General features: G+C 44.4%; 15 protein-coding genes and 1 riboswitch. Of the genes, 1 reads left to right on the top strand and 14 read right to left on the bottom strand.

The genetic code is table 11. The annotated features are described in order from the left end of the window. Positions 1 to 171 precede the first annotated feature (171 nt). The 4 genes from J2Z66_RS07405 to J2Z66_RS07420 all read right to left on the bottom strand — a co-directional run bounded on the left by J2Z66_RS07405 (position 172) and on the right by J2Z66_RS07420 (position 4,370). On the bottom strand, positions 172 to 507 hold the full coding sequence (locus J2Z66_RS07405; protein WP_312894435.1) for a DUF1516 family protein: 336 nt from the start codon (positions 505 to 507) through the stop codon (positions 172 to 174). A gap of 190 nt (positions 508 to 697) precedes the next feature. Further along, a complete protein-coding gene (locus J2Z66_RS07410) occupies positions 698 to 1,837 on the bottom strand; it encodes a Ger(x)C family spore germination protein (protein WP_209970712.1) in 1,140 nt (379 codons plus the stop codon). Beyond that, positions 1,834 to 3,270: a spore germination protein gene (locus J2Z66_RS07415; RefSeq protein WP_209970713.1), complete on the bottom strand. Its 1,437-nt coding sequence runs from the start codon at positions 3,268 to 3,270 to the stop codon at positions 1,834 to 1,836. The genes J2Z66_RS07410 and J2Z66_RS07415 overlap by 4 nt, the downstream gene beginning before the upstream one ends. Positions 3,271 to 3,275: 5 nt before the next feature. Next, positions 3,276 to 4,370 carry a GerAB/ArcD/ProY family transporter gene (locus J2Z66_RS07420; protein WP_245375378.1) on the bottom strand — a complete coding sequence of 365 codons (1,095 nt, stop codon included), beginning with the start codon at positions 4,368 to 4,370 and terminating at the stop codon, positions 3,276 to 3,278. A 115-nt stretch (positions 4,371 to 4,485) separates the two neighbouring features. Here J2Z66_RS07420 and J2Z66_RS07425 point away from each other — a divergent pair, with 115 nt between their 5' ends. Then, entirely contained in the window at positions 4,486 to 4,710 is a 225-nt protein-coding gene (locus tag J2Z66_RS07425; protein WP_209970715.1) for a hypothetical protein, read from the top strand. A 132-nt stretch (positions 4,711 to 4,842) separates the two neighbouring features. Here J2Z66_RS07425 and J2Z66_RS07430 read toward each other — a convergent pair whose 3' ends face one another. The 10 genes from J2Z66_RS07430 to J2Z66_RS07475 all read right to left on the bottom strand — a co-directional run bounded on the left by J2Z66_RS07430 (position 4,843) and on the right by J2Z66_RS07475 (position 15,155). Further along, positions 4,843 to 5,442: a nitroreductase family protein gene (locus J2Z66_RS07430; protein WP_209970716.1), complete on the bottom strand. Its 600-nt coding sequence runs from the start codon at positions 5,440 to 5,442 to the stop codon at positions 4,843 to 4,845. Between the two features lie 395 nt (positions 5,443 to 5,837). Beyond that, entirely contained in the window at positions 5,838 to 6,194 is a 357-nt protein-coding gene (locus J2Z66_RS07435) for a winged helix-turn-helix transcriptional regulator (protein WP_209970717.1), read from the bottom strand. 194 nt (positions 6,195 to 6,388) lie between these two features. Further along, entirely contained in the window at positions 6,389 to 6,790 is a 402-nt protein-coding gene (locus tag J2Z66_RS07440; protein ID WP_209970718.1) for an Rrf2 family transcriptional regulator, read from the bottom strand. Between the two features lie 84 nt (positions 6,791 to 6,874). Continuing rightward, positions 6,875 to 7,705, bottom strand: a complete 831-nt coding sequence (locus J2Z66_RS07445) for an alpha/beta fold hydrolase (protein WP_209970719.1) — start codon at positions 7,703 to 7,705, stop codon at positions 6,875 to 6,877. A 27-nt stretch (positions 7,706 to 7,732) separates the two neighbouring features. Next, the gene (locus J2Z66_RS07450; RefSeq protein ID WP_209970720.1) at positions 7,733 to 10,060 is read right to left on the bottom strand and encodes a histidine kinase; all 2,328 of its coding nucleotides are present in this window, start codon (positions 10,058 to 10,060) and stop codon (positions 7,733 to 7,735) included. Positions 10,061 to 10,107: 47 nt separating this feature from the next. Beyond that, positions 10,108 to 10,713, bottom strand: coding sequence for a potassium-transporting ATPase subunit KdpC (gene kdpC / locus J2Z66_RS07455; RefSeq protein WP_209970721.1), 606 nt, complete (start codon positions 10,711 to 10,713; stop codon positions 10,108 to 10,110). Between the two features lie 58 nt (positions 10,714 to 10,771). Further along, positions 10,772 to 12,802: a potassium-transporting ATPase subunit KdpB gene (gene kdpB / locus J2Z66_RS07460; protein WP_209970722.1), complete on the bottom strand. Its 2,031-nt coding sequence runs from the start codon at positions 12,800 to 12,802 to the stop codon at positions 10,772 to 10,774. Positions 12,803 to 12,819: 17 nt separating this feature from the next. Continuing rightward, positions 12,820 to 14,499: a potassium-transporting ATPase subunit KdpA gene (gene kdpA, locus J2Z66_RS07465; RefSeq protein ID WP_245375336.1), complete on the bottom strand. Its 1,680-nt coding sequence runs from the start codon at positions 14,497 to 14,499 to the stop codon at positions 12,820 to 12,822. Between the two features lie 29 nt (positions 14,500 to 14,528). Next, positions 14,529 to 14,606 carry a K(+)-transporting ATPase subunit F gene (gene kdpF, locus J2Z66_RS44010; RefSeq protein ID WP_209970873.1) on the bottom strand — a complete coding sequence of 26 codons (78 nt, stop codon included), beginning with the start codon at positions 14,604 to 14,606 and terminating at the stop codon, positions 14,529 to 14,531. 141 nt (positions 14,607 to 14,747) lie between these two features. After that, the gene (locus J2Z66_RS07475; RefSeq protein WP_209970723.1) at positions 14,748 to 15,155 is read right to left on the bottom strand and encodes a hypothetical protein; all 408 of its coding nucleotides are present in this window, start codon (positions 15,153 to 15,155) and stop codon (positions 14,748 to 14,750) included. 122 nt (positions 15,156 to 15,277) lie between these two features. Further along, a riboswitch (cyclic di-AMP (ydaO/yuaA leader) is annotated at positions 15,278 to 15,448 on the bottom strand. Positions 15,449 to 15,521: the final 73 nt, after the last annotated feature.

Here is a 15,521-nt window from a genome sequence, read left to right on the forward strand (position 1 = left end):
AAAGGATGTGGTGGAAGAGCGCTAGCACCCGCCTTTAAAGATTTGTTCCTACCTACTCACTATTCCACTCAAGGGAACAAATCATTAACCAGCGGCAGGAACCCACATCCTTTCCCTCTGCAACGCACCAACGTCACGAACGCACATCAAAGGACGCCACAAGACGTTTTTCTAAAACTGAAGGACACCATAACCTATTAATATAATGATAAGAATAGCTGCGGCAAATACAGCCCATAGCCAGCCCACTTTTTTGTTTTTTGCTTTTCGTCCAACGATGACCTCCATGATACCGATCAACACAATAGCAGCTATGCCCTTAACGACATATTTCATTGGAAATTCCATAATGACAAGCATTCCGATTCCGGAAACAAGCATGATGACATAAAATAGTCGCTGAAGGATCAAAGTAAATTTTTGTCCTTTGAACAAGCAAGTTAGGATAAATAAAAAGATGAGGACAAGCCATGATCCCGCATGAGAATTTTGAAAAATAGAGTGCACAGTAATCTCCTTTCAACAAGTTAGTTAGTTATGTGGGAATACAATATGTGCAAACGCACATATGCTTCCATCATAACAGCGCCCCTACTCGGATGACAACGAACAAAAGGAAGCAGCCTTATTTTGTTCATAACTTTTTGAACAAGTTTAAAACGACTCTTGGAACACAGAGCACCTACAAATTAATCTTTTAGAAGATAAAATTCGTATGGTCAACTCTGGAGTGAACTTCCACAGTGAACTCAGATGAGGCATAAATGTCAATCCAATCCTGCTTCATTTTGCCCCAGTATGTTGGGTGTCTGCGATGGATGCGTTCCCCTATACCTAGTAAATCAACCTTATGCTTTTGTGAATACTGGATGAAACGCTGGACTTCGTCGGTAATAACCACATTTAGCTTTATTTCCATTTCGGAAATCGTATCTGGGTTAATCGTGATTTCAGGGCACTCCATGTTCGTAATATTAAGATCCGCATAAATTTTAATTCGAATCAGCGGTTTTAGCTGGTTATCGACAACAATCTCTATTTGGCTTCTGTTATTGATATTTTCAAAAGTAATTGTTTTGCTCGTTCCGCAAGGAACGGTTTCTGAGGAATTATCCATTTTGTTCACTGCACGAAGAAAACCCTTGGTTTCCAAGCCCCGCATATGTCCTTTCAGATTGCTGCCGTGAAACACAAACAGACCTACTGTTTGCAGAAGTTTAATCTTCCTATCGTTTGGATCGTTCGTGATTTGAACCGCAGGCAAGCTTATGTCGTTGTAATGATTGACCAGATCTTGATAAACATCAATTAACCTCACCTGCTGTGTCAATGCCGTGCTCTCTCCCCCCTCAGTCAAGCCCTTTAGTGCTTGGGAAGTAATCGTTGCCTGTGGTGTGGAAACTTGTAATACCTCGGAAGCTTCCCCTTCTGTTACATAGAGCAAAGTTGAATTTCTAAACTGCTTTAAACGCCGGATACCGTCGATATGGTTTTCAATTCCGGCTTCCAATATATTCTTGCTGAACAAAATAGCCGAGGTATGCCCCCATAGCAGTGTGCGGTCGGCTTTAATTCGCATAAGACGGGCCGCTTCAAACAAGCTTTTACCTTCAATCGAAAGCAAAAAGGTGCGGTCCTGCATACCTTTTGGATTTTGCCCTGGGGGGGTAACCTTCGCTATTTCTGCAGTCAATTTAATTAAGCCGCTTTTCCCCTTATCAATAGCAATCGCATGGACAATATATAACTCGTTCAATTCATATTTACCCTTGCACCCAGAGCTAATTCCGCAAAGGCCGAATACAACGACTAAGACCCAAATCGCTCTAATCATCATTGCTTACTCCAAAAGCGATTTCTGGTCAGTGGCCGGAACAAGCTGGGCCGCTTATTGTTGGAGGCATGAGGTCTTCTTACTACAACATCCGTCAGCTCATTGAGATGAAACGGTGCCGCTGGTCCCAAGTAAGGAATTCCGAATGAACGAAGCGAAGCCAAATGGGTCAATAACATAATAACTCCTACCATAATACCAACATAGCCTAAAAGAGAGGCAAGAAACGTCATGCCGAATTGAAGAATACGAATAACGTAATTAGTGGCATTCGGCGGGAGTGTAAATGTACAAATACCGGTTAAAGCCGCGACGATTACCATAATCGGAGATACGATCCCGGCTTGCACTGCTGCCTGTCCCAATATGAGAGCGCCGACTATGCTGACGGCTTGACCCACCTGCTTTGGCATACGAACGCCCGCTTCACGCATAATCTCAAAAGCAAACATCATCATAAAACTTTCAACAACCGCCGGGAAAGGAATCGGCTCTCTTGCTGATGCAATGCTCTGCAGTAGTGGTGTGGGAAGCAGCTCATGATGGTAAGTCACAGTGGCCACATACAAAGCCGGAAGCAGCATACCAAGAAATCCGCTGAACAACCGAAGTAAACGTATAACAGATCCGATATAGAAGTTCCAGTTGTAGTCCTCACTAACTTGAAATGCTTGTAAGAACACAAAGGGTAAGAGCAATACAAAAGGAGTCCCTTGAACTAATACAGCCACTCTTCCATCAAGCATGGCACCAATAACTCTGTCCGGTCTCTCCGTAGATTCAATCAAAGGAAACAATGTAAAGCGGTTATCGATAATCCATTCCTCAATATAATTGCTTTCCAATATGGCATCTATCGGTATTTCACTTATTCTGCAATGAACTTCACGAACAATCTCCGGATTCGTTAATCCGCTGATGGAAAGAATAGCAAGACTTGTTTGGCTTAACTGACCAACTTTCAAATACTCGACCTTCAACTTCGGTGAAGGAAAATGAAACCGGACCAAAGCAATGTTATTGTGCAGCGATTCAGTAAAGCCACTGCGTGGTCCCTTCACTGTAGCTTCGCTTGCTGGCTCCTCTACATTTCGGAGTTGAACTCCGAAGGTATCGAAGGCAACCCCATACTTATCCTCAGGAAACAGTAGTACCGTTAATCCTTGAACCAGATACCCGGCAGCGTCCTCAATGGTGTAAACCTTGGTTTCCTTTTGAAAAGGCAGCAGCATTTCTACATTATTCTTAAGCAGCAGCAGCATTTGCTCCAGCTTCTTTGCGTCTGTAAGACCGTCCAGATAACATACCGTAACCGTTTGTTCAAAATCGAGAGATAAATTTACTATAATTAAATCATCGGTAGCTTGCATCTGTTCGAACAACCGTTTTGTGTTTTCAGCCGAACAGTCAGACAGCAGCGTTTTATTTACCTCCAAAAGATTCACCTGCTTCTTCTATATTTCTCTTTGACGTGTGCTGCAAGTAGCAATGCGGACGGAACAAAGAACTGAAAAAGCACAAAATACCAGGCTTGTTTATCATAAAAAGAGGCTATTTCAATCAGTCCCCAAGCTTTGTATTTGGAGCAAATCACAAATGCAGCAGCCAGAGGAACAATGAACCGTCGGGGCTGCCGAAGCCGCAGCAAATCTGAAAGCCCCTGAAGCGCAGACCAGAAATAAACGGTGATTTTGACAAATGAACTCATAACCCAAATAGCAACAAGGGCAGCATCGAATCGTTCTATATTGTGGAAAAAGCTTATGTTCTGAATCAGACTAATGCTTGGATATGTAAATGTAGCCGTGGTTTCCCCTCCAAGGATCATAGTACAGGATAGAACGGCAAGCAAAAGTATGCAAAAGATAACACCAACAGCTGCCATGGCGTAATAAGGAGTATGCTTGGTATGGCGAACGTGCCGGATGATCATGGAAATAAACATCAAATCCCCAAACCATGAGACAGAAACCATCAATCCCTTCAATGGCTTAACCATTCCATGCTCCAAAACGGGAAGCAGGTATTCTGGATGGTACTGGCTGATTAATAACATATAAATAGCTAGAAAAGTGAATGTCGTAACAACAAAAATGATTTCTGCTACACGGGCAAATACTTCAAGACCATAATAAACGGCATATGCACACATGATGGCGCCAGCTATCAGGTACCAGGTCATCGAAATCGCCGGATCAAGGGTGATGATAAAAAACTGGGAGAATTCACGGAGTACCCAAGTCGCAAGATCCAAGAAATAAAAAATAAATACGAGTGCTAATAATCCGCCAAACCAGCGCCCAAACACGTGTAAACAAATAGTAATCAAATTTTTTTCCGGGTACATCCGATTCAGCCATAAAAAAACAAATATATTCAATAAGCCAATAGCTCCACCAACAACAACCAAATACCAGGAATCACGTCCTGCATAGTGAGCTAATGTTGATGGAGCATATAAGCTTGATGTTCCAATTGTCGCCACTACGACTAAGGCCAGCATTTGCTGGTTAGAAATCACGACTGCTCTTTCCATCACACACCTCCACCTTCACTTCTACTTTCACTTACGTTAGTATGATCCGCAATATGTTAATTATTCCATGCATAACAGAGCGTAAAATGAAGAAGTCTACATCAGAGGTGCCGATATGAAAGCTTACGTGTATGTGTACTCGTTGATAGGCGTTTGGTTTTGTGTTTTGTTTGCGTATCTGCCCAATAGTAAATGGTTTGAATTGATCGCCAGAAATCCATGGGGATTTATTCGTATCGATGCGATCATTCTTGTTCCTGTGTTGATAGGCTTATTTATAGCAGATCGGAGTCAGCCTCCCGCTGCCTCGAATCCTTCAGATAGCTTTCCTGAAAAATAAGAGCTGCTCCTGCTTTTCTGAAAACGCAAAGAAGGACGATGAAATCAATGATTTCATCGTCCTTCTTTTTAGTCTTCTTTTACTCAATAATATTTGATCAAAAGCTCTATTTGTTCAATCCTGCTGCCCTGCTTACTTAATTACTTTCAGACGGTCTTCTAATGGTGCGAATTGTTTTTCACCTGGAAGTGCAGTAGGTTTGCCGAAAGGCATTTGAGCAATTAATTTCCAAGTCGTTGGAAGATCCCACTCACTGCTTATTTGTTGATCAATTAGAGGGTTGTAGTGCTGCAAGGAAGCGCCGTAGCCTTCCAATTCCAAAGCCGTCCATACTACAAACTGCAGCATGCCAGAGGAATGTTCAGACCAAACCGGGAATCTGTCCTGGTAAAGAGCAAATTGTTCTTGTAATCCTTGAATAACAGCCTGATCTTCAAAAAATAGAACAGTTCCATAACCACTGCGGAAAGCTGCCATTTTTTCTTCAGTAGGTGCGAAGTTTTCTGCAGGAACGATTTGTCTCAAGGTTTCTTTTGTAATATCCCACAATTTGTCATGCTGCTCGTTCAGCAATACGACAACTCTACCACTTTGTGAATTAAAGGAAGACGGTGTGTGCAGAACTGCATCTCCAACGATTTCCTCAATGCGCTCATCGCTCGCAACAAATTCTTTGCTAATCCCATAAATGCTGCGTCTTTCTTTTGTAGCTGTAATAAAATCTTTACTCATGATTTCATGCTCCTTTTAATGTTTATTTGATAACTTCAGCTGCAAGCAATGGCTTGATCTGAAGTCCATCTTATTTATTCCCTATCCAACCAGCCTTCCTTTGTTATTATAATTTATAAACTTACATTATGTAAGTAGGCACTTTAATGTTTGATAGTATCAAAAAGTATACCGTAGGATGGCAGCAGCTATATTGTTTTAGAAAGAAAAATAAGATTGTGCAAACCTCAGGAAAACAACTTCTGCTGGTAGTCTGTTTGAGTGTGACACGTTCGACACTTTGTAGCTGAGAAAGGGAATGGTCTGTGGCAAATATCGGATGAATCCTATACAATAATCATTGAATAAACAAATAATCCCATGGCCCCGTACCATGGAATCAATTTTAGTATATTTTATTTATTATCGGCTGCCAGCTGCTCTTCCTTCTTTTTCATACGTTCCAAATGGGCATAGCCCCATTGATGCATGCTATCTAGAATGGGCTCCAAGCTTCTCCCATATTCTGTTATGGAATATTCAACTTTGGGAGGAATTTGCGGATATACAACCCGCAGAATGATATCCTGCTCTTCAAGCTCACGCAAATGCATGGTAAGCATTCTTTGGGTAATATCGGGCATTAACTTTTTCAACTCATTGAATCGTTTAGTCCCTCCTATCATTAAATGTGAGAGAATAGTGGGCTTCCATTTTCCTACAATCATATCTAAAACAACGACGAATTTACATTGATCCGGATCTTTTTCCATTCACCTGGTCTCCCTTTTCACAAATATCGTTCCTATCCATAATAATAATAATAATAACATACATCATACTGCCTCAGCGCAGTCTAAGCACCTGCCCGGTACGAATGGTAAATAGCCCCTACATTTCCTGCAGGGGTTTCTTATATAAATTTGCTATATATTTCAATCATTTATTTCAATCATTTTTTCAATGATTACAACACTATCGTCATTTGGTCAGCAAGATCAATAATCTTCTTTTGCCTTAATTGCTCTTCCATACTTTGCTCCGCTTCCATCATCACTTTCTGGATCTTGCATTCCGTATTGTGAAAAAGCGAGCAGCTGAATAAAGAAGCCGTGCCTTCAATGGCATGTATAATGTCCAGGAACGTGATATCTTCCTTTTTCCGGGATAGTTTATATCCACCATTAGCTCCGGAAGCAGATTCTATCATTCTGGCTTTAACGAGCTTGGTTAAAATTTTGGAAAGATAGGTGGGAGAAACCCCTTGAAACTCAGCCAGCTGTTGTACTCCAATGGGTTTATTCGGTGAAGCAGCAACCAGGTAAAGCATCGTGTGCAGGGCATAATTGGTCGCTTTCGAATATTTCATCGTTTTCAACCCCTCTATTAAGGATTTTATTTATCTATAATACCCTCAATATTTCTTTCCTGTCAAGCTAAGCCCTTCAAGGGCTTAGCCCTGAGAATAGCGCTGCATCCATTCTCTTGATTGCAGGAGTTGCTGCTCCTCTAAAAATTGCTGGACAATTTCATTAAACCGCTGCGGCTGACACAAGTTGCTAGGATCACATGAATCTGCAATCACTTCAAGGCGTGCATCGGGGAGCAGTTTCGCAGTCTTCTGCATGTCCTCTATTTTCCCGTTCAAATAGTCACCTACCAGGCATAAAGCCGGAACTTTAACCCGCGGCAAAAAGTCTGTATAATCAATTTCACTGATAGCTATTCTCTGTTTCAGCAGCTCTCTCGATCTTTTATGCAAGATTCCTTTCCTTAGTGCCAAATAGGCCATATCCCAACGATTGTACATAATTTTTAACGAACGCAAAAAGAATTCTCCAGGTAAATAATAAGTAAACCAGCTGGCTGCAGATATAGTTTGTAAGGATTTTCCCAGAGTTGTAGTAATCACATTATTGCAAAAGCTGTCTGATAAAATAATAGCACTTACGAGATTTGGAAATAAACATGAAAATTTCTGCACCACAATACCGCCATAGGAAATACCAATGAATACCGCTTGTTGAATACCTATATATGTTAGCAGGGTCCTGAGATCCTCGCATTGAGTTTCGATAATTTCATCGTTGGATACTACTAATTTTCCCGACTGCCCGTTTCCTCTCAGGTCGACAGTTATGACCGTACACATTTTCTGGAAAAATTCCATTTGCGGCTTAAACATTTCATGCGTTAACCCATGGCTGTGGATAAAGATCAAGGGGACTCCGCTGCCATGTACCTCGTAATAAAGTGAAGTCCCATTCAATTTTCTAATCGGCAACCCGTCCAGCTCCTTTATGTAACTCCCTTATTTTTCAGCATGCGGATCGAAATCGGCAACGACCAATACATCCATATGCCTTCCATGACGCATAATCGTTTTGACCACTGATTTTTTCGTTATTTTCGCCCAAAAATTTGGCTTGGACTGCCCCACAATCATCTGGGTGCTTTTATTTGTATTCGCCTTTTTCAGCAAAATATGAGGAATTTGACTGTGTCCGCCGGCATTCAGGATTTCAAATCTCCCGCGTAACCTTGCTGTTAAATCCTGCAGCACTTGAATGCGCTGCTTCAACTCATCTGGAATCACTGGATCACTGTGAACATAAGTTACCACCCAATCTGCCTTCAAACGATACGCTATCCGGAAGCCTCGTCTTATTAACCGCTCGGCATTTGGACTTGTCGTCACCCCAACAAAGATGGATTCGCGTCTGCGCCAAGGCCCACGAAGTGAATCCTTCCGCTCCCAGGCTTCCAGCCTTTCGTCGACATCATCAGCCAATTCCCGTAAAGCCAGCTCTCTGAGAGCAATCAGATTACCGATTTTAAAAAAGTTGCCCAAAGCCTGATCTACTTTATTCAATGCGTATATTTTCCCTTCCCGCATGCGCTGTTGAAGCGATTTGGGCGCTACATCAATAAGCTCAACCTCGTCTGCCATACGTAATATATGATCCGGAACCGTTTCCCGTACACGCACTCCGGTAATTTGCTCAACAGCATCGTTTAAGCTCTCCAAATGCTGAACGTTCATCGTCGAAATGACAGAGATACCAGCCTCTAACAGTTCGGCGATATCTTCGTACCTTTTTTTGTGTTTGCTGCCAGGCATGTTTGTATGTGCAAGCTCATCTACAAGCACCACTTCAGGATTTCGGCGAATGATCGCAGCGGTATCCATTTCTTGCAAAGTTGTGCCGCGGTACAGAATCGTTTCACGCGGGATCATTTGCAGCAGGCCTACCTGATCCGATGTTTCCTTTCGTTCATGGGCTTCAAGCAGACCGATTACAACGTCGATCCCTTTTTTGAGCAAATCATTTCCTTCCCGCAGCATCGTATACGTTTTGCCGACACCTGGCGCGGCGCCGATATAAACTTTAAACCGTCCTTTGCGTATTTCTTCAATTTTCTCTTCCACTTCAGCATGGCTCAATCTGCGGTATGGGTCTTTCGGCTGCTTGATGACCTGCATTTTGGTTGGAAGAATCCGTTCTCCTTCTTGCTCGGCCCGGTCTGCAACGAAATAAACATCCACATTTTTCGTTTTTTTCAGAATGCCGTTCACAACCGATCCCCGCCACAGCTCCTGCCAAAAGCTTTGCTTGGAATGTCCCAGCACAATTCTCGTTACGTTATGCTCTACAGCATATTGAAGCAGGACACTGGAAAGCCGCCATCTGCTCGTTAATGGCAGCTCTTCGAAGCTTGCACCAATTTTTTCTGCCAGCTTTACTATAGACCGCTTGAAGGCAGCTGCTTCTTTCGTTAACGTTTTTTTGGGATGCACCAACGTTGCAACCAGCAGGTCCCCGCCCAGTCTTCTGGCAATTTGCTGTCCGCGGCGTATATAGATCGATCCGTTCCAATGGTATTGAGCCGAGACAAGAATTCGCTCCACAGCTCCGGACGGGCCCATAAGACCTTGTTCCTCTCGATGCTTTTCCAATGATTCGTTGACATCCTCGGCAACTAACCGCAAAGCAAGTTCACGCAATTTGGCAATGTTGCCCCGTTTGAATAATGAGGGGGCAGTGTCGCTCTGGACATGGCCCTCCTCCAAGCGCTTTAGTATTGTTTCAGGTGTCACATCGATCAATCTGACCTCATCTGCCAATTCAAGCGTATCTGCCGGAACGAAAGTCTCCACTACGATTCCCGTCCATTTCTTAGCAAGCTCCATAGCTCCTTCCAGCTCATATACATTCACAGTGGCAATAACACTGATGCCGCGGCTGAGCAAAAATTGGATGTCGTCGAGACGGGTCGGGAATGTGGCTTCCGGCCGATTGGTATGGGCAAGCCCATCGACAAGTACAACCTCCGGATTGCGTTCGAGCAGCGCATCGATGTTTAAATCCTTGCGCTGCGTTTCCTCCTTCATCCAATGAATGCTGGGTACCCGCTCCAGATCACGGACTTGCTCCACCGTTTCCGGTCTCTGTCTTGTCGATACAGCGCATATGACTACATCAATCCCCTGCTGCTTAAGCAGCTGGCCTTCCCGCAGCATGTGGTAGGTTTTCCCTGAGCCGCTTACGGCGCCGATGTAGATTTTCAATCTTCCGCGATGAAGCTTGGAAATGGACAACAGAATTTCTTCAGGCGTTTTGCGTCTAAAGCTTTCCATACGAACATCCCTCCCCCTTTCTCTCCCGGCATATCCATGAATAACTTTTACTTGCCAATGAGCTCATCAAGCGCGATGTTTAGCTTCAATACATTCACCCGCGGTTCTCCGAATATGCCCAGATCCCGAGCTTCCGTATGCTTGTTAATCAACTGTTCCAATTGACCGCTGGAAATGCCGGTTACCTTGCTGATGCGAGGTATTTGTACCTCGGCCGATTCAGGTGTAATATGCGGGTCCAGGCCCGATCCGGAGTTGGTAATAAGATCGATAGGCAGTTGGCTCACTGGTACATCCGGGTTGTTCGTCTTCCATAGCTCTATGGATGCTTGGGTACGTTTGAGCAGCTCCGGATTCGAAGGCCCATAATTATTCGTTCCAGAAGCTTCCGCTTTGTAATCGATGCTGGAAACTCTGCCGTGAAAATATCTGGGATCCGTGAAAGATTGACCGATCATTTCTGAGCCAATAATGACTCCTGAACTATTTGTAAGTAAACTGCTGTTGGCTTTGCCAGGCATCAGCACTTGTGCGATTCCCGTGCATACCAAAGGATAGAGGATACCGCACAGCACGATGAACAAGATTCCGATGCGAACGATGGTAAAGAGATAAGCTCCGCCTGTCATAACTGGATGGCTCGTTTTATTCATCTTTTTTCAATCCTCTCTACTTATCTAAATCCATATACGTGACTAGATCCATGCATGACTAGATCCATACATGAACGACCAAATCAATAAGCTTAATTCCCACAAAAGGGACGATCATACCACCGACTCCGTATATAAGCAGGTTACGGCTCAGCAGTTGGGCCGAACCCATAGGCTTGTAAGCCACGCCCTTCATCGCAATTGGAATCAAGAGTGGAATGATTATGGCGTTAAAAATAAGCGCTGAAATAATAGCGGACGTAGGCGTACCAAGCCCCATAATATTGAGAACATTCATTTCTGGAATGGCCAGCATGAACATAGCCGGAATAATCGCAAAATATTTAGCGATATCGTTAGCAATACTGAAGGTGGTCAGAGCCCCGCGGGTCATTAACAGCTGCTTGCCAATCGCCACAACCTCAATAATTTTCGAAGGATCGGAATCCAGGTCGACCATATTGGCCGCTTCCTTTGCCGCCGTCGTGCCGCTGTTCATTGCAAGTCCGACATCAGCCTGGGCCAGTGCAGGCGCGTCGTTCGTGCCGTCGCCAGTCATCGCTACCAGTTTGCCCTCAGCCTGCTCTCGGCGGATAACGGCAATTTTATCTTCTGGCGTGCTTTCGGCGATAAAATCGTCTACCCCGGCTTCGCGCGCAATTGTCGCTGCCGTCAACGGATTATCTCCCGTACACATAATCGTCTTGATTCCCATCTTTCTCAGCTGGTCGAACCGCTCCCGCATGCCAGGCTTAACAGTATCCTTTAAATAAATCAGCCCGAAAATTTGCTGGTCAACGGCTACAGCGAGCGGTGTCCCTCCCTCAGAGGCAATCGCATTTCCCTTTTGCTCCAAATCGTTTGGAATACTGCCGCCCTGCGCAGCAACCCATTTCTTGACCGCATCGACGGCCCCTTTACGCACTTTCCGGCCATCTTGCAAATCCATTCCACTCATGCGGGTCTCCGCCTTAAATTCGATAAACTCGGCACCTTCGGACAGCGCCTCATTCCAGGACAAGCCCTCTTTTTTCATCAGCTCAAGCACAGATCTGCCCTCTGGCGTCTCGTCCTTCATGGAGCTGACAGCTGCCCACTCGGCGACATCCTTCATGGACTGATCCCCTACAGCAACAAACGCATTGGCCATCCGATTGCCGAACGTAATCGTACCGGTCTTGTCGAGAATCATCGTATTGATATCTCCGGCAGCTTCTACTGCCTTTCCTGACATGGCCAGTACATTAAACTGGGTTACCCGGTCCATACCGGCAATTCCGATTGCTGATAACAAGCCCCCAATGGTCGTTGGAATCAGACACACTAATAAAGAAATCAGCACAGGAACATCCAATTGAATGCCAGCATATTTAGCAATCGGCCCCAAAGTTACAACGACAATGAGAAAAATAAGTGTGAGCGTAGTCAGCAGTGTGCTTAGTGCAATTTCATTCGGTGTTTTCTGCCGTTTCGCGCCCTCTACTAAAGAGATCATCCGGTCGATAAAAGATTCACCGGGATCATTCGTAATCCGTACGGTAATTTGATCGCTGACTACGCGAGTACCGCCAGTCACAGAATTAAAGTCGCCACCGGCTTCTTTAATAACAGGTGCGGATTCGCCCGTAATCGCAGATTCGTCCACAGAAGCAAGGCCTTGGATCACTTCTCCATCCCCCGGCACCATTTCGCCTGACTTAATCACAACGACGTCGCCTTTGCGCAAATCGGTGGAAGAGACTGCTTTTAGGCCCCCCTCTACCACTTTGTTTGCTTTCATTTCTTTTTTTGACTGCTTGAGCGAATCTGCCTGTGCTTTCCCGCGGCCCTCTGCCAGAGCTTCTGCGAAATTAGCGAATAATACAGTAAACAGCAGGATCAGAAATACGGTAGCATTAAACCCGGTACGTCCCTCAGTCCCAAAGTACCCAGGCAGCAGCGTCATCAGCAGCACGACGAAGGTGCCCGCCTCCACTACGAACATGACCGGATTTTTCATCATCGTCATCGGGTTCAATTTAATAAAGCTATCTTTACTGGCATTTATGATGATGTCTGCAGACATTAGATGCTTGCGTTTTGAACTCATTTCGATCACCTCATCTTTTATCGGAGCGTTAAATGTTCCGCAATTGGTCCCAGCACAAGCACGGGTAAAAAGGTTAATGCCCCAATAATGAAGACAGATCCCAGGAGAATCCCTACAAACAACTTGTTGTCTGTACGAAGTGTTCCCGGGGTTTCAGGCACCCATTGCTTCGTCACTAAAGATCCGGCAACTCCGAGCAGCGCTATAATGGATATATACCGTCCAAACATCATCACAAGTCCTGTTGATATGTTCCAAAATGGTGTGTTGTCGCCCAATCCCTCGAAGCCCGAGCCATTGTTAGCAGCCGAAGACGTATATTCATAGAGCACTTGTGAGATACCATGGAAGCCGGGATTCGTAATGGAGCCCTTACCCAAATCCGTGAGAAAGGCCGCAGCCGTCGGTACGAGAATAATAAGGGGATGTACCAATATCGCAATCGCGATAAATTTCATCTCCCGGGCTTCAATTTTGCGACCGAGAAATTCAGGTGTCCGTCCAACCATTAAACCACAAATGAATACGCCCAAAATGGCATACATCAGCATATTGACCAAGCCGACTCCATCGCCGCCAAAAACGCTGTTCAGCATCATTAGTGCCAGCGGCACAAGACCTCCAAGCGGGGTTAAGGTATCATGCATGTTGTTGACGGTCCCCGTAGTCGCTGCTGTAGTTACGGTCGTAAACAAGGCTGATTGAGCGATACCAAACCGTACTTCCTTCCCTTCCATGCTGCCTTGAGAGGCATCCATACCTAGCGCATTTAACGCAGGATTTCCTCTCATTTCTGAGGTATAGGTAAGTGATAGGAACGCTAGCAGAAAAATCAGCATAGCGCTGAAAATGACCCAGCCCTGCTTCTGGTTTCTGGCAAATCTCCCAAAGGTGTATGTTAGTGCTGCAGGAATACACCACATGGATAGAATTTCAAGCACATTCGTTAACGGGTTCGGATTTTCAAAAGGATGTGCTGCGTTTACGCCAAAGAACCCTCCACCATTCGTCCCCAAATGCTTGATAGATACCAGCGAGGCTACTGGACCTGTAGCGATTTGCTGCGGCTGACCTTCCAGCGTTGTCGCTTGAATCATTGGATCAAGTGTCTGTGGAACATTCAAGGCAACAAGTACAAGAGTAAGTACGATCGAAAACGGAATAAGCAAACGGGTTTGCGCCTTAATAAAGTCAACAAAAAAATTGCCTAAAGTTTGGCCCTTGCTTGTTAAGCCGCGGATAAAAGCAATAGCTACAACGATTCCCGTCGCTGCTGAAGTAAACATCATCATGATAATGACAGCCATTTGGGAGAAATAAGACAGCCCGGTCTCTCCACTGTAATGCTGCAGGTTCGTATTCGTCACAAAGCTGATGACCGTATTAAATGAAAGTGTAGGCTCCATCCCGCCGATCCCGTTTGGATTAAACGGCAGGATGTTTTGAATCCGCAAAATTACATAGCTGACTGCAACCAGCACTATGTTCGTTAAAATCAAGCTTAGTGTATATCTTTTCCAAGTCATCTCCGTCCGGTTTTTTAAGCCAATCAGCCAGTAGATGGATGTTTCAAAGGGACCAAAAATTTTATCCGTCCTGTTAGCCTTGTTGGAAAAAATATGATATATATACGTTCCCAAGGGCTTAACGATCAAGAGCAACATGAGTATGACCGCTGCCATTTGTACAATAGCCATTGTATATCCTCCTTAAGCCTGGCATTCGATTAGAATTTCTCGGGATTAACCAGCGCGTAAACCAAATATAGAAAAATGAAAGCCGTAACTGCAGATAGGATAATCATTTGCCTTCTCCTCCTGATTCACCTACAACTCGGCCGCTCCAGGCTAAAAAACCATAAAACAATAAAAAGGCTCCTGCCAATATGAAGATCATCAATAAGTCTTTCATTTATATTCCTCCTGGCAAAGCTTATCTGTAGCATCTAACCAATTAGAAACGAAAGATCCTCACTATGGGTATAAATCACATAGTCTGCTCCTAATCCTTTATAAATGAGTCTTGGGTTACAGCTGTGTGTAATTACATAGATTGGTTTGGTCGTCCATTTACGGCAAATTTGTATATAGCGGCAGCATAAGGTCACGCTTGTTTCGAATAAAAATATGCTGCCCACGGGAAACTCGGGTAAAATCCATGTCTTATGCTCGCTAGTATCAACCATAACAAGATGCTTTACACCTGATTCAAGCAGCCGTTTGGCTTCGTTCTCGTTATTGGTTAATGCAGCATAGGCAAATCCTCTACATCTCAACATCTGAAGAAAATTTTCTCCTGCTTTATTAGGTGCAGATACGAATATATAATCATCAACATCTTCTGATTGCTTCACATAAATCTTCTCCTTGAAAGTAAGTTTCAAGAAAAGGCAACAAAAAAAGAAACCATGAGAAGAGGAACTCTTCTCGTGGTTTCTTGGGCACTAAGAAAAAAACGTGTCCAAACACGATAATGGTTGCCTCTCTCGGTACGCTTACGAGGTTAGCTGCCGGATTCGGACGTGAGAGTCGCCCTACCTGTGAGCAAACGAAGTTTGCTTTCAAGGATTCACCCCATGTGCTGTCAGAACAGCACGCTTGGTTCCCCCGCTCCCCGATCCATTCGGGGATTAAGCGATAAAGACCTTAATTAAAAAAGAATGCTTATTTCAAATGCCTGATGCTTGATAAAAGAACGGATTCGGGAGGTGAGAGTCGCC

Source organism: Paenibacillus eucommiae (genome assembly GCF_017874215.1).
Classification (GTDB): domain Bacteria; phylum Bacillota; class Bacilli; order Paenibacillales; family NBRC-103111; genus Paenibacillus_AI; species Paenibacillus_AI eucommiae.

Coding starts and splice junctions, on each gene's coding strand:
- J2Z66_RS07420 (WP_245375378.1), bottom strand. CDS start 4,370: ATGGAAAGAGCAGTCGTGATTTCTAACCAGCAAATGCTGGCCTTAGTC.
- J2Z66_RS07440 (WP_209970718.1), bottom strand. CDS start 6,790: ATGAAATATTCGAAAGCGACCAATTATGCCCTGCACACGATGCTTTAC.
- J2Z66_RS07430 (WP_209970716.1), bottom strand. CDS start 5,442: ATGAGTAAAGATTTTATTACAGCTACAAAAGAAAGACGCAGCATTTAT.
- kdpA (WP_245375336.1), bottom strand. CDS start 14,499: ATGGCTATTGTACAAATGGCAGCGGTCATACTCATGTTGCTCTTGATC.
- J2Z66_RS07450 (WP_209970720.1), bottom strand. CDS start 10,060: ATGGAAAGCTTTAGACGCAAAACGCCTGAAGAAATTCTGTTGTCCATT.
- kdpB (WP_209970722.1), bottom strand. CDS start 12,802: ATGAGTTCAAAACGCAAGCATCTAATGTCTGCAGACATCATCATAAAT.
- kdpC (WP_209970721.1), bottom strand. CDS start 10,713: ATGAATAAAACGAGCCATCCAGTTATGACAGGCGGAGCTTATCTCTTT.
- kdpF (WP_209970873.1), bottom strand. CDS start 14,606: ATGATTATCCTATCTGCAGTTACGGCTTTCATTTTTCTATATTTGGTT.
- J2Z66_RS07435 (WP_209970717.1), bottom strand. CDS start 6,194: ATGGAAAAAGATCCGGATCAATGTAAATTCGTCGTTGTTTTAGATATG.
- J2Z66_RS07410 (WP_209970712.1), bottom strand. CDS start 1,837: ATGATGATTAGAGCGATTTGGGTCTTAGTCGTTGTATTCGGCCTTTGC.
- J2Z66_RS07425 (WP_209970715.1), top strand. CDS start 4,486: ATGAAAGCTTACGTGTATGTGTACTCGTTGATAGGCGTTTGGTTTTGT.